Raw genomic sequence first — 13,103 nt, 5'->3', positions numbered from 1 at the left:
CTCTTATGCCGGCTGAGCGGCCAGTCTGTCCAGCCGAACCGTCGCGTGGGCGACGACCAGTTCCAGTAGCTTCCGGTCGTGCTCGTCGGTCGCCGTCCCGCTCGTCTCGACCGCGACCACGACCGTCGTGGTCTCGTCACGCTCGGTGACGACGGCCGTCAGCACGTCGCTGACCGTCTCGCCCAGCTCGACCGGCGGCGCTCGTCCGTGGGCGACCACGTCACCGCGTGGCTCGTCCCGGACGGCACGCGCGAGTTCCGCGACCTGCTCCGCGCCGGCAGTCCGAACCGTGTTCGAGAGCAGTTCGGCCTCCTCGTCACGCACCCGCAACACGGCGGTCTCGTCGATACCCATCAGCGAGCTGATGGCCTCGGTGATGTAGGCGGCGATGGCGTCGTCGCTGCCCGCGGTGGCGATGGCCCGCCCGTAGTTGTTCACATCCGCGGCCTTCCGGCCGAAGGCCTCGACCCGGTCGCGCTCGGTCTCGAGTTCCTGTAGCCGCTGGCGGCTCTGGGCGTCGTACAGGCCCACGAGGACGCCGGTGAGCGCGCCGACGGTGAGGATATCGACGGTGAGGAAGGCGGCCCGGTCGAGCGACCCCATCGTGACCTGCTGGCTGAAAAGCAAGAGCGCAGCGACGGCGGCGAAGGCGACCGTCGCGCCGGCACCCCAGACGACGACCCGCGTCGCCGTCCCTTCGAACGCGTCGTCGCGGGCCAGCCGGTACCCCGCGTAGACCAGCGCCAGCCCCATCGCCGCGAAGGGAACGCCGTCGACCGCGATGGCGACCGGGATGTCCGTCTGCTGTATCGCGTGGACGAGCTGGATGCCTGCCAGAACGAGCCCGACAGCGGCCAGCCCCGCCCCGGCGAGTGTCCGCCGATGCATGAGCTACCCTTATTTTCCGATATGTAGAAGCTTACGGCGATATCGGCGACTTACTCGGGGTACTTCGGCTCGCGGCGCTCGGCCCGCTCTAACGCTTTCTCGACGATACCCCGGACGTCACCGTGGAAGACGCCGCCGTGGCCCGAGTACATCCCCTCGACGCCGTCGGGCATCCGGTCGAGCAGCTCTCTGATGCTCTCTATCTCCCGTTCGCGTGACTGTCCCGGGCGGTCGGTCCGGCCGAAGGAGCCCCCCTCGAAGGCGCCGTCGTCGTGGACCACCACGTCACCCGAGAACAGCGAGTGCTCCGAGACCAGCGAGACGTGGTCGTCGGCGTGGCCCGGTGTGTACACCACCTCGCAGGTCTCCCCGCCCACGAGCACCTCGTCCCCGTCGTCGAGGGCGTGGTCCCGGCGGGGATGCTCGCCGTAGGCGTACAGCTCCGCGTCGAAGGCCTCGAGGACGCGACCGAGCTCCTGGACGTGGTCGCCGTGCTGGTGGGTTAGCACTACCGCGTCGACGGTGTCTGTGTGGTCGCGGATGGCGTCGACGACGCCCTCCCACCCGCCCGCGTCGACCAGCGTTGTCCGCTCGCCCAGCGCGAGATAGGCGTTGCACGTGAACGTCTCTGCGTCGGCGGTGACGTTGTGGACCTCCATATCTATCGCCAGTGGCGGGACGCGCTTGAGTGTCTAGCACTCGTTGGAGCGCCTGTTGATGGTCGTGCCCTCGACTGCTCGCTAGGTACAGTGGTTCTTTCCGCTGTTGATGCTACCCAATACCGCCAGAAAGCCCTCGACTGCTCGCTAGGTACAGTGGTTCTTTCCGCTGTTGATGCTACCCAATACCGCCAGAAAGCCCTCGACTGCTCGCGGGCGCTGTGACGGATACCTCGCTTCGCTCGGTAGTGCCGCCACAGCGCTCCACGGCTCACTCCGTTCGCCGTTCCCCCACGAGGAATCTCCCTGCGGTCGATTCCTCGCGCCCGCGACCCGTCTCGCCCTTTCAGTCCACCAGGCAGCACCTGCCCTCCCCCAGGTCGTGCGACAGAGCGCACTCCCGGCCGCGAAGCCGTTTTATCGGCAGAGTCGGGGAAGGGTAGGCCGGCCTGCAGTATCCTGGCGGACTGGAAGGGCGAACCCGGTCGGCGCGGGTGCGCGGGCCCTATCCGAGCGAAGCGAGGATATCCCGCACACCCGCGCCGAGCGGGTGAGGGCTTCCGAGTGCCCCCGAAGAGTGGCAGTGCTGGCACAGACCGATGCTAGCCGGGTCGAGCGGGTGAGGGATTCCAAGTGCTACCGAGGAGCAAGGGCGCTGTCAGCACAGTGAGAACCGAACACCAACTTAACACGGACTACACCCGAAGCACGTCCATGCCATCAGTCACAGTCTGGAACGAGTACATCCACGAGCGCGAGGACGACGCGGTCGCCGAAGTGTACCCCGACGGCATCCACGTGGCCATCGCAGACGCACTGGCCGAACGGGGCCACGACACACAGACGGCGACGCTCGAGGAGCGCGACCACGGCCTCACCGAAGACGTCCTCGACGACACCGACGTCCTGGTCTGGTGGGGCCACGCCGCTCACCACCGGGTCGACGACGCTATCGTCGACCGGGTCGTTGCCCGCGTCCAGGCGGGGATGGGACTGCTCGTCCTCCACTCGGCCCACGCCTCGAAACCCTTTACCCGCCTGCTCGGGACACCGTGTGACCTGACCTGGCGCGAGGGCGACGAGCGCGAGCGCCTCTGGATAACGGACCCCGGCCACCCCATCGTCGACGGCCTGGACGAGTCCATCGTCATCGACGAGACGGAGACCTACGGCGAGCCCTTTGGCATCCCGGAACCGGACCGCCTCGTCTTCACCTCGTGGTTCGAGGGCGGCGAAGTGTTCCGCTCGGGCTGTTGTTACCGACGCGGTCGTGGCAGCATCTTCTACTTCCGACCGGGCCACGAGACCTACCCCATCTACCACCGCGAGGACATCCAGACGGTCCTGGACAACGCCGTCCGCTGGGCCGCGCCGAGCGAGGGGGCCGATGCCCACGGTGGGAACCGGAACGTCGACGCGCCGGAGTCACGGTAGGCCGGCGAACGTCGAGACACCGCGCGGTAGGCCGGCGTTACCCGCGCGTGTCTCGTGTGCGCACACGCGTATGTCGTCTCCCGATTCCGCCGAGAGATTTTTGACCCTGAACTACATAGTTGTTCATACAATGGGGTTCGGGAGCTACGACGAGTCGGAACAGGAGAACCAGGAGTATGACACAGATTTCGACGACGATGATGGGCTCGACACTGAGGGGGACGCCCATCAGGGGGACGTCGAATTCGAATTCACCGCGTCGAACGACGAACTGCTCGACCGGCTGAAAGATATCAAGGAGGAAGAAAAGCAGAACACGTGAAACCGGGGCGACGCGCACTGGGCATCGCAGCATCGGACCGCGACCAGCGGAGTCACCTCGCCGGAGCCGTCGTCCGCGCGGACCGGGCGGTCGACGGCTTCGTTTTCGGGACCTGCACCGTCGGCGGGAGCGACGCGACGGCCGCCGTCTGCGATATGTTCGACCGGCTCGACCGCGAGGACCTCGGGTACATTTTTCTGTCCGGCATCGCGCCGGCGTGGTTCAACCTGCTGGACCTCCACGCCATCCACGACCACACCGGGCTGCCGACGCTCTCTGTCTCCTTCGAGACCTCGCCCGGACTCGCCGACGCGATTCGTGACGCGTTTGATAGCGACGCGGTCGTCGAGGACCGCCTCGCGACCTACCACGCCCAGCCCGACCGTCGCGAGCTATCGGTCAACGACGACACGGTGTTCGTCCGTAGCGTCGGGCTCGACCCAGACGAGGCGGGCGGCGTAGTGCGGGCGTACACCCCCACTGGGGGCCGACCGGAGCCGCTCCGCGTGGCCCGGCTCGCGGCGCGAGCGGGGGCAGCCGAGCGGGCCGAGCGCTGATGGACGTGTCCCATCGCGCTCGCTACTGCTCTGCGGGTCACTGCTCTCCGGCTCCCTGTGGTCGCCGGTTCGCTTCGAGACCTCCCTCTGGTCGGTCTCGCTCTCCCCGCATCGCTTTCGAGGCGATTCGCTAGGCTCATCGCCTCGCAACTGCTCTGCGGTTCCCTTCGGTCACCGCTTCGCCTTCGAGGAAGCTTCCTCCGGTCGCTTCCTCGCAACCCTTGATACACTCGCGCCCCAACCGCCGGCCATGAGCAACATGGACGGGCTCACCGTGACCGAGTGCAAGCGTTGCGAGGCGCTGTGTGTGTCGCGCTCACAGATCGTCAACGGCGTCGGTCCGGCCGACGCGGACCTGCTGTTCGTCGGCGAGGGCCCCGGCGCCAACGAGGACGAGCAGGGTGAGCCGTTCGTCGGCCGCAGCGGCGACGTGCTAGACGAGACGCTACGCGAGGTCGGACTGGACCGGGCCGACGTGCGCATCACCAACTGTGTGCGCTGTCGCCCGCCGGAGAATCGCGACCCGCACAAGGCGGAGCTGGCGAACTGCCGGGACTATCTGGAGAGCGAAATCGAGCTCGTCGACCCCGAACTCGTCGTCACGCTCGGGAAGGTCCCCGGCGAACACCTGCTGGAGCGGGACGTGGCCGTCACGGGCGAGGCCGGCGATGTGACCGACATGACCGTCGACGGCGGGCCACAGCCGGTGATGATTTGTGTGCATCCGGCCGCGACGCTGTACGACCCCAGCCAGAAGGAGACGTTCAGAAAGACGCTGGAGAAAGCGGCGGAGTTTACTGATGGTGAGAGCGGGCAGAAGCGACTCGGAGACTATTAAACTAGACCTCCTGTAGCCGATTGGGCAAACAACGCTGGGTGGGACTGAAAGGGGCCGACCGCCCGGGGAAGCACGACGAAGCAAGCACTGGACTGAGCGAACGAAGTGAGCGAGGGAAGGGCGTCGTTCGAAAATCGAAGATTTTCGTGATCACGAAAGGCGGTGCGCGCCTTTCGGACGACAGCGAGGCGCGCGACCCGAGCGGTCGGGGGCTTTCTGGCTGTTCACGGTGATTGTGTCGCACCTGGCTATCGGAGCTGTCTGACCCCCAGAAGCAATAGCCACACCCGAAACACACCCACCGACTAGCCGCAACACCTGTCCGAAGGGGAAGCCACTTAGCCGGTGTTCGCGTACCCACGCGCATGAACGCCAGACAGACCACCGCAGAGGTGGTCGTCGTCGATTACGGGCTCGGGAACCTCCGGAGCGTGACCCGCGGGCTGGAGCGGGCCGGCGCCGAGGTGCGGCTTACGGCGGACCCGGCGGAGTTTGGCAGCGCCGACGGCATCGTCCTGCCCGGCGTCGGGGCCTTCTCCGAAGGGATGGACAACGCCGGCCCCTTCCGGGACGCACTCGAAGAAGAGGCCGAGGCGGGGACGCCGCTCTTTGGCATCTGCCTGGGAATGCAGATGCTGTTGACCACGAGCGAGGAGGCCGACCACGCCGGCCAGGGCGACGCCGAGGGGCTCGACCTCGTCCCCGGGAAGAACGTCCGCTTCTCGCGCGACCAGACGGTCCCACACATGGGCTGGAACGAACTCGACGTCCAACGGGACCACCCGCTCGTCGACGGCGTCGATGGGGACTACGCCTACTTCGTCCACTCCTACTACGCCGTCCCCGACGACGAGGACGCGGTCGTCGCCACCACCGACTACGGGACCGACTTCGCCTCCATCGTCGCCTCAGAGGCCGGCAACGTCTTCGGAACCCAGTTCCACCCCGAGAAATCGGGCGAGACCGGGTTGCAGATTCTGCGGAACTACGTCGACTACTGCGTCGAGCAGCGGTGAGGGGAACTGTACCGCGCCGCAGTTTCGGGTGCCCGACAGGCCACCGCAGTAGCTTCTTCTGTCAAGCGTGCGTCAGTTGCTAACATGGCCTCCCAGACCGACACCCGCAATCGCCCGTCGGGTACCGGAAGCGGGCAGGAGACGGCAGCCACAGGCGACACCGTACCGCTCTCGACAGGGCAGACGGTGACACTACCACTGGAAACGACGGCGACGGTGACTGGGCTCGTCCTCTCTGCCGACAGCGACGCCGTCGCCGCCCGGCTCCCCGACGGCCTCGAACCCGTCCGTGTCACCCCGGACCGGGCCGCAGTCACCGTGATGGCTATCGAGTACCACCGCATCGGCGACGACGCCATGCGCCCCTACGACGAGCTCGCCGTGATGCTGGCCGCCACGCCGCGGCCGTCGCCCCGGCCGCTGGTCCCGCTCGCGACCGGCGAGTACGGCGGCTACGTCCACTCACTGCCGGTGACGACCGAGCCCGCTCGCGCGCTCGGCGACGAAGTCTGGGGACTCCCGAAGACCGTCGCTCGCATCAGCCACCACGACGAGGCGGGCCGGCGCACCACGAGCGTCGTCGAAGACGGCGACCACGTCGTGACGGTCGACATCGCCCGCCCGCGGACCTGGCCGGCCAACCACGAGACGACCAGCTACGCCGTTCGGGACGACCGGCTCGAACAGCTCTCGGTCGACATGGACGGCCGCTTCGGCGTCCGGCCGCTATCGAGCGACTTCGAGGTTATGAGTGGCTACCACGACCGGTCGGCGACGCTGCGGGACCTGAACCTCGGCGACCGCGCCATCGCGCAGTTCGCCTTCGAGGGCGCGGTGACCTACGGCGCCGGGCGGCCGGTGGTATGAGTGTCGGCGGTCGACGGAGCGGTCTGCGGTCGCGGTGGCCGGGCGCGAGTGGGCCGACCTCATCGGCCCCGAGCGCCGACGGGGGAGGGCAGGCTGTCGCGGTAGAGCATACCGCTCGCCGCCGGCGAGCGGTTTCACCGGAATCGAGGCCACAGGCCGAGATTCCGGCCTTTTTAGCGTAGATTTTTGCCGGGAGGGTTCCCGCAGGCCGACGAAGTCGGCCGAGGAAACCCGACCGGCAAAAAGGTCTATAGGAAGTCACGGACGTCCGAGTACCACATATCGTGGTGGTCGACGGCGTCGATGGCGTCGGCGATGCGGACGGCGATGGCGTGCCAGCAGAGCTGGTCGGGGTCCTCCCTATCCAGGTTGTACTCGGCATCGGCACAGCCACACTGGCCGTCCTCGACGATGTACTCGTCCTCGTAGCCGACGACGACCATGAAGTCCCGGTACCCTTTCACCCGACTCTCGCCGACGGCCTCGATGGCCCGCCGGCCCCGGTCGCCGTGGACGTCGACGATAGCCGTCACTAGGTCGGGGGTCAGCTCCCCGGCGTCGGCTAATCGGGCCACCCACTCCTCGACGGCGGTCACACGCTCGCTACGGATAGCCCCGACAAAACAGCGTCGGCTCTAGGAGATGCGAGATATATCGTCAGTCTCGTCTCAGTCACGGTGCAGGACAGCCAGAAAGCCCCGAGACGCTCGGGTCGGGGGTGGTTCGAAAGACGGCAAAGCCGTCTTTCGTCATCACGAAAATCGAAGATTTTCGAACGAGCTCGCTGCGCGCCTCAGTCGCTTCGCTCCTTTCGGTGCTTACGTCGCCCGCCTTCCCCGAGCGTCTCGCCCCTTTCAGTCCACCCGTAGCCGGTTGGCCAATCAGCGCTGGGTGGGGCCGAAAGGGGCGAGCGGCTACGGGAACCCCGACGAAGTAAGCACCACAGGAACGACCAAAGGGAGTGACGAGGAGCACAGCGAGTCGCGGGACCGTAGCCGCTCGGGGCTTTCTGGCTGTCCTCGTTCGTCCGACTGTTTTCACTCCTGATTGCTAGCCCGGAAAGGTAAACAGCCAAGAATACGTGCACATATCATGGCCGACGTCCCGTGGGTGGCGCTGGGGTCGTTCGCGTCGGGAGTCGGGTCGCTGTATCTGCTGGCACAGCTGCGCGAGCACTGGGCGAAGCCGGGTGCGAAGTGGTTCGTCGCGACGATCGGGACCATAACCGTCTGGTCGACCGTCTACGGCACGGCACTGCTGGTATCGGAACCGTCGAGACGGCTCGCGCTGGAGGCGGTCACGTGGGCCTGTCTCAGCTGGCTCGGCTACGTCTTCGTGGGCTTCGCGCTGGGGTACACCGGACGGCAGGCCACGCTGGAGAGTGCGCTGTTTCGGGGGCTCGCGCTCGTCCCGGCGGCGGTGACGGTGCTGGCACTGTCGAACGGCCGGGCGGGGCTGCTGTGGACGGAGGCGACGGTGTCGCGGACGACGGCGGGGACAGTCGTCAACTACACCATCCAGCCGCTGGGCTATCTGGCGATATTCGCGGCCATGCTGTTCGTCGTGTTCGGGACGATGCTTGTCTTCGACACCGTTCTCAGCTACGGGCCGCTGTACCGCCGAGAGGCAATCGCCGTCGGTTTGAGCCCCATCCCGCCGGGACTGGCCGTCCTGGCGTGGGCGCTGGATATCGGGCCGGCAGTGAACCTGACGACGCTCGCGTTCCTGCCCCACCTCGCACTCGACGCCTACGCCTTCCTCGGCAGCGATATGTTCGAGTTCCACCCCGCCACGCGACGGGCCGGCGAGCGGGCGGCCATCGACGACATCGCGACGCCGGTGGCCATCGTCGACGTGGCGGGCCGCGTCGTGAACTGCAACCCCGCCGCGGAGGTGATGCTCGGCGTCGCAAAGCGGTCGGTGCTGACCGAGCCATTGGACGAGCACGTCGAGGGCGACCGGTTCGTCCCCGGCGAGGACGACGACCGCTTTGGCGTCGCAAACGGCGGCCGCCGCCGGGAGTACAAACTCCAGCAGACCGAGCTGACCGACGGCGGCGGGAGCCAGCTGGGCTACACCGTCGTCTTCCAGGATATCACCGACGAGATCCGCCGCGAGCGCCGGCTGGAGGTCCTGAATCGGTTCCTGCGACACAACGTCCGCAACGAGAGCGTCGTCATCCAGGCCCGTGCCGAACTGCTCGCAGAAACACTGGACGGCGACGAGGCCGACCACGCGGCGACTATCGAGCGGGCCGTCGACCGACTCGTCGCCTCGGGCGACAAGGCCCGCACGCTCTCGGCGGCGAGCACCGACGAGACCGACCTCGAACCCGTCGCCCTTCGGGAACTGGTCGCGGACATCGTCGACCGGCTGGCCGACGAGTACGAGGGCAGCATCACCGTCGAGGTGCCCGCTGACCTGACAGTCGAGAGCCAGCCGGTGTTGCTCGGCGTGATAGTCGAGAACCTCGTCGAGAACGCGCTCCAGCACGTCCCCGAGGCGAACGTGACCGTGCGAGCGGTGGTCGACGGCGACGAGGTGGCGCTGTCGGTCACCGACGACGGCCCCGGAATCCCCGACCACGAACTCGGCGTGCTGGAGCGGGGCGAGGAGACGGCGCTGTCCCACGGCAGCGGGATGGGGCTCTGGCTCGTCAGCTGGGCCGCGACGACGCTCGGCGCCGACCTCGGCTTCGAGACGAGCGACGGGACGACGGTGACGGTTGGGGTGCCAGTCGTGGCGGCGCAGGACGCTACTGGGGCTGTATAGGGAACTGTTACAGCTAGCAGTTGCGGATCAGTGTGTCATACAACCGTTCACAGCGAACGTTTGCGGTGCAGAATTGCAGATAGAGTGTGAATCGTTCGAAATAGTCGGCGCGGTCATCGACACACGGCCACCGTTGCGTGTCTGGTGTAATCGGACGAGCGGGCGTCGAAGACACCATCCAGTCGGCGATCCAGTTATTTTTCCAATTGACAAAAGAATTTTAATACATTGTGGCGACGCTAAGGTATGTCAACACACCGGCGACGGTTTCTCCGTCTCTCTGGCGTCGTTGGGATTTGTACTATCGCTGGCTGTTCGGATAATTCCGCAGATGGAACGCCAGCGGCCGACCAAGCGACACCAACAGAACCCACACCCCCTCGTCAAAACCTCACTCAGCGGGCTAAACTCGCTGCCGATGACGGTGACCGTGACGACAAATTCGGCTGGTCAGTAGCGCTGTCGAGTGACGGCTCCACCGCACTCATCGGCGCTACCGGTGACAGGAATCCTGACGGTGCGGGCGCGGGCTCGGCATACGTCTTCGACAATTCCGGTGGCTCCTGGAGTCAACAGGCCAAACTCACGGCCGATGACGGCGACATCCGCGGCGGCTTCGGCAACGGCTTCGGCAATTCAGCAGCGCTGTCGAGTGACGGCTCCACCGCACTCATCGGCGCTACCGGTGACGAGGACCCCAACGGCTCCCTCGCGGGCTCAGCATACGTCTTCGACAGTTCTGGTAGCTCCTGGAGTCAACAGGCCAAACTCGCTGCCGATGACGGCGACGCCGACGACCAGTTCGGCGAGTCAGTAGCGCTGTCGAGTGACGGTTCCACCGCACTCATCGGCGCCGACGAGGATCCCCGGGGTGAGGGCGCGGGCTCGGCATACGTCTTCGACAGTTCTGGTGAGTCCTGGAGTCAACGGGCCAAACTCACGGCCGATGACGGCGACGAGAGCGACGGCTTCGGGTATTCAGTAGCGCTGTCGAGTGATGGCTCCACCGCACTCGTCGGTGCCAGGGACGACGAGGACCCCAACGGCCTCAGCGCGGGCTCGGCATACATCTTCGACAGTTCTGGTGAGTCCTGGAGTCAACGGGCCAAACTCACCGCCGGTGACGGCGACATGAGCGACTACTTCGGCGGGTCAGTAACGCTGTCGAGTGACGGCTCCACCGCACTCATCGGCGCTACCGGTGACGAGGACCCCAACGGTGAGGGCGCGGGCTCGGCATACGTCTTCGGCAGTTCCGGTGGCTCCTGGAGTCAACAGGCCAAACTCGCTGCCGACGACGGTGACATCAGAGACGGGTTCGGCGGGTCAGTTACGCTGTCGAGTGACGGCTCTACGGCACTCATCGGTGCCGAAACCGACGGGGACCCCAACGGCTCCCTCGCGGGCTCGGTATACGTCTTCGACGGTTCTGGTGGCTCCTGGAGTCAACAGGCCAAACTCGCTGCCGAGGACGGCGACAGGGGCGACATCTTCGGCTGGTCAGTAGCGCTGTCGAGTGACGGCTCCACCGCACTCATCGGCGCCAACGACGACGAGGATCCCAACGGCGAGCAGGCGGGCTCGGCATACGTCTTCGAGTGAGTGCTCCCGTTCGACGAGGCCAGCTATTACGCGTTACACCTTGTTCGATAAGTCGTAACAGACACCCGGTTTTCACTCCGGATATCCGGTGTGTGGCGTCCAGCATCGGTAGGCTGTGTAACCGCTACTAAACTAATGGTAAGGGGTGCTGTATGCGGGCTCTCTTGATTCAGCGAGAGAATCCCGCCCTTCCCGTGAGTGACGAGTGTTCCGACGTTCAATCGGAACCGAGGAGCGAACAGGGCGGGAGTGAATCGCGTAAGCTTGATTCAGCGAGAGAATCCCGCCCTTCCCGTGAGTGACGAGTGTTCCGACGTTCAATCGGAACCGAGGAGCGAACAGGGCGGGAGTGAATCGCGTAAGCTCTGTGCAACGAACCACTCGGTTTCTCCCTGCCGAATACCTCACTTCACAATAATTATCTGTTTTGGGTGTCTTGTATTTGCTAAGGCCAAATGGAGTATCATCTGCAAACCGGGTCGCACACAGTGCACGCCCTTCAGTATCACTTCGTGACTGTCACGAAGTACCGAGCCGATATTCTCACGGATGAGCGGCTTGAGCGTGTCGCTGAAATCGCCCACGATATTGCAGACGACTTCGAGGCCGACATCAAGAACGTGGACGGTGGTACCGACCACGTTCACATCCTGTTTCGGACCAAACCAACCACAGACCTCACGAAGTTCATCAACTCGCTCAAAGGCGTCACGTCCCGCCGGGTTCGGTCGGAGTTTCCCGAAGTGACACAAACGCTCGAAGATGCGTTCTGGCAACCGGGATACTTCCTCGCTACGACCGGCCAAGTGAGCATTGACGTGCTGATGGACTACGTGGACGACCAGTAGCATGACCGCAACAACCACGAAAACGCTGGAAGCTACGCTCGCCCCGCCAACAGCACACAAAGAGCGCAAACTGTGTGCCCTGCTCGAAACCTACCGTGAGGGGCTACACGAGGCGTTCGACGCCGGGTGTGAGACGATGAGTGCAACCAGCGACGTGGTGACGCCTTACGACCTACCGTATCAGGCGAAAGCGGCCCTGTGCAACTACGTCCCACAACTTCACGACACCTACGACGCACAGGAGTTGGACGACGACCACCCGGTTCGGCTCACCAACCAAGCCGCCGAGTTCGACCACTCAGCGGCGCGTGACTACGAGTTCACATGGTGGGCACCGCAACCCGGTTGCGGGACGAATTTCTGGATACCACTTCGTACCAATCCTGAACAAAACGGTCTGTGGCACGACCTCGTACACGGTGACGCTTCGGCAGGCCAACTCCGACTGCAACGCCACCGCACGTCGTGGGTCCTCCACGTCACCGTCGAGTTCCCGGTCGAACAACCGGACTACGAACCGACAGACGACGATGTAACACCAGTCGGCTTCGACATTGGCGAAGCACACCTGCTCGCGGGCTGTGCCTGCGAGCAGGGGACTCCGACTGACCCATTGCTCATCAACGGTGGTCGCGCTCGTCACCTTCGCAAAGAGATGTTCACGACACTCAAGCGGCTCCAAGAGCGTGACGCCGCAGAGTGGCGGATAGACGAACGATTCGACCGCTACCAGAACGCACTCACAGACATCATCGAGAAGGCGTCTCGACGTGCCGTCGAGTACGCCTGTCGATTCGAGAAGCCAGTCCTTGTGCTGGAAGACCTTTCGGACATCCGCGAAGACCTCGATTACGGTGAGTGGATGAACCGAAGCCTCCACGCATGGGCGTTCGCTCGGCTCCAACAGCGTATCGAGGACAAAGCACGGGAGGCGGGGCTTCCGGTCAGATACGTCCGACCGGAGTACACGAGCCAGACGTGTCACGGGTGCAGTCACATCGGGCGCCGGAACGGCGACGAGTTCCGGTGCCAGAACGATGAGTGTTGGGTATCGGAGTACCACGCAGACATCAACGCGGCGGTCAACATCGCTGACCGCCATGACCCGTGGGGTGAGAGCCTGCCGCTGAAACCGGCGGGCGATGACATCTCACGGGATGGGAGCGCCTGTGACAGCGCCACGACCCACCGAGAGACGAGCGAGGAATCCTCGCAGATGACCCTCTCGACTTTCCACGGGTCGGAACCCTCTGCCAGCAACAGCGAAACTTAGCTGGTATTCCCATGCCGGGAAGCCGCG

13 protein-coding genes are annotated in these 13,103 nt (G+C 65.2%); 10 read left to right on the top strand and 3 right to left on the bottom strand.

Annotation, left to right across the window (positions count from 1 at the left end):
• Positions 1-3 precede the first annotated feature (3 nt).
• Both EGD98_RS11140 and EGD98_RS11135 read right to left on the bottom strand, forming a co-directional pair.
• On the bottom strand, positions 4-888 hold the full coding sequence (locus EGD98_RS11140; RefSeq protein ID WP_220588445.1) for a hypothetical protein: 885 nt from the start codon (positions 886-888) through the stop codon (positions 4-6).
• A gap of 50 nt (positions 889-938) precedes the next feature.
• Positions 939-1,547 (bottom strand): MBL fold metallo-hydrolase, encoded by a 609-nt coding sequence (locus EGD98_RS11135; protein ID WP_220588444.1) that lies wholly within the window; start codon positions 1,545-1,547, stop codon positions 939-941.
• A 714-nt stretch (positions 1,548-2,261) separates the two neighbouring features.
• Between EGD98_RS11135 and EGD98_RS11130 the strand changes: the two genes are divergently transcribed.
• The 6 genes from EGD98_RS11130 (at position 2,262) to EGD98_RS11105 (ending at position 6,581) form a co-directional block, all read left to right on the top strand.
• On the top strand, positions 2,262-2,981 hold the full coding sequence (locus EGD98_RS11130; RefSeq protein WP_220588443.1) for a ThuA domain-containing protein: 720 nt from the start codon (positions 2,262-2,264) through the stop codon (positions 2,979-2,981).
• 130 nt (positions 2,982-3,111) lie between these two features.
• Positions 3,112-3,303 carry a DUF5786 family protein gene (locus tag EGD98_RS11125; protein ID WP_220588442.1) on the top strand — a complete coding sequence of 64 codons (192 nt, stop codon included), beginning with the start codon at positions 3,112-3,114 and terminating at the stop codon, positions 3,301-3,303.
• A complete protein-coding gene (locus EGD98_RS11120) occupies positions 3,300-3,860 on the top strand; it encodes an endonuclease dU (RefSeq protein ID WP_220588441.1) in 561 nt (186 codons plus the stop codon). Before EGD98_RS11125 ends, EGD98_RS11120 begins: the two co-directional genes overlap by 4 nt.
• A 250-nt stretch (positions 3,861-4,110) precedes the next feature.
• On the top strand, positions 4,111-4,698 hold the full coding sequence (locus EGD98_RS11115) for a uracil-DNA glycosylase (RefSeq protein WP_220588440.1): 588 nt from the start codon (positions 4,111-4,113) through the stop codon (positions 4,696-4,698).
• A gap of 365 nt (positions 4,699-5,063) precedes the next feature.
• On the top strand, positions 5,064-5,714 hold the full coding sequence (hisH, locus tag EGD98_RS11110) for an imidazole glycerol phosphate synthase subunit HisH (RefSeq protein ID WP_220588439.1): 651 nt from the start codon (positions 5,064-5,066) through the stop codon (positions 5,712-5,714).
• A gap of 84 nt (positions 5,715-5,798) precedes the next feature.
• Complete coding sequence (locus tag EGD98_RS11105) at positions 5,799-6,581, top strand: acetoacetate decarboxylase family protein (protein WP_220588438.1); 783 nt, start codon at positions 5,799-5,801, stop codon at positions 6,579-6,581.
• Between the two features lie 248 nt (positions 6,582-6,829).
• On the opposite strand, the gene EGD98_RS11100 is transcribed toward EGD98_RS11105, so the two are convergent.
• The gene (locus EGD98_RS11100; RefSeq protein ID WP_220588437.1) at positions 6,830-7,177 is read right to left on the bottom strand and encodes a hypothetical protein; all 348 of its coding nucleotides are present in this window, start codon (positions 7,175-7,177) and stop codon (positions 6,830-6,832) included.
• 496 nt (positions 7,178-7,673) lie between these two features.
• Here EGD98_RS11100 and EGD98_RS11095 point away from each other — a divergent pair, with 496 nt between their 5' ends.
• The 4 genes from EGD98_RS11095 to EGD98_RS11080 all read left to right on the top strand — a co-directional run bounded on the left by EGD98_RS11095 (position 7,674) and on the right by EGD98_RS11080 (position 13,076).
• Positions 7,674-9,353, top strand: a complete 1,680-nt coding sequence (locus EGD98_RS11095; RefSeq protein WP_236039461.1) for a sensor histidine kinase — start codon at positions 7,674-7,676, stop codon at positions 9,351-9,353.
• Positions 9,354-9,599: 246 nt separating this feature from the next.
• The gene (locus EGD98_RS11090) at positions 9,600-10,955 is read left to right on the top strand and encodes an FG-GAP repeat protein (protein WP_220588436.1); all 1,356 of its coding nucleotides are present in this window, start codon (positions 9,600-9,602) and stop codon (positions 10,953-10,955) included.
• Between the two features lie 455 nt (positions 10,956-11,410).
• On the top strand, positions 11,411-11,803 hold the full coding sequence (tnpA, locus tag EGD98_RS11085; protein ID WP_220588435.1) for an IS200/IS605 family transposase: 393 nt from the start codon (positions 11,411-11,413) through the stop codon (positions 11,801-11,803).
• 1 nt (position 11,804) lies between these two features.
• A complete protein-coding gene (locus tag EGD98_RS11080; protein ID WP_220588434.1) occupies positions 11,805-13,076 on the top strand; it encodes an RNA-guided endonuclease TnpB family protein in 1,272 nt (423 codons plus the stop codon).
• The last annotated feature ends 27 nt before the right edge of the window (positions 13,077-13,103 follow it).

The sequence above is a fragment of the Haloarcula salinisoli genome, from assembly GCF_019599405.1.
Lineage (GTDB): Archaea > Halobacteriota > Halobacteria > Halobacteriales > Haloarculaceae > Haloarcula > Haloarcula salinisoli.
This window is presented reverse-complemented; position numbering and strand designations above follow the sequence as displayed.

Coding starts and splice junctions, on each gene's coding strand:
- EGD98_RS11140 (WP_220588445.1), bottom strand. CDS start 888: ATGCATCGGCGGACACTCGCCGGGGCGGGGCTGGCCGCTGTCGGGCTC.
- EGD98_RS11135 (WP_220588444.1), bottom strand. CDS start 1,547: ATGGAGGTCCACAACGTCACCGCCGACGCAGAGACGTTCACGTGCAAC.
- EGD98_RS11130 (WP_220588443.1), top strand. CDS start 2,262: ATGCCATCAGTCACAGTCTGGAACGAGTACATCCACGAGCGCGAGGAC.
- EGD98_RS11125 (WP_220588442.1), top strand. CDS start 3,112: ATGGGGTTCGGGAGCTACGACGAGTCGGAACAGGAGAACCAGGAGTAT.
- EGD98_RS11115 (WP_220588440.1), top strand. CDS start 4,111: ATGAGCAACATGGACGGGCTCACCGTGACCGAGTGCAAGCGTTGCGAG.
- hisH (WP_220588439.1), top strand. CDS start 5,064: ATGAACGCCAGACAGACCACCGCAGAGGTGGTCGTCGTCGATTACGGG.
- EGD98_RS11105 (WP_220588438.1), top strand. CDS start 5,799: ATGGCCTCCCAGACCGACACCCGCAATCGCCCGTCGGGTACCGGAAGC.
- EGD98_RS11095 (WP_236039461.1), top strand. CDS start 7,674: ATGGCCGACGTCCCGTGGGTGGCGCTGGGGTCGTTCGCGTCGGGAGTC.
- EGD98_RS11090 (WP_220588436.1), top strand. CDS start 9,600: ATGTCAACACACCGGCGACGGTTTCTCCGTCTCTCTGGCGTCGTTGGG.
- tnpA (WP_220588435.1), top strand. CDS start 11,411: ATGGAGTATCATCTGCAAACCGGGTCGCACACAGTGCACGCCCTTCAG.
- EGD98_RS11080 (WP_220588434.1), top strand. CDS start 11,805: ATGACCGCAACAACCACGAAAACGCTGGAAGCTACGCTCGCCCCGCCA.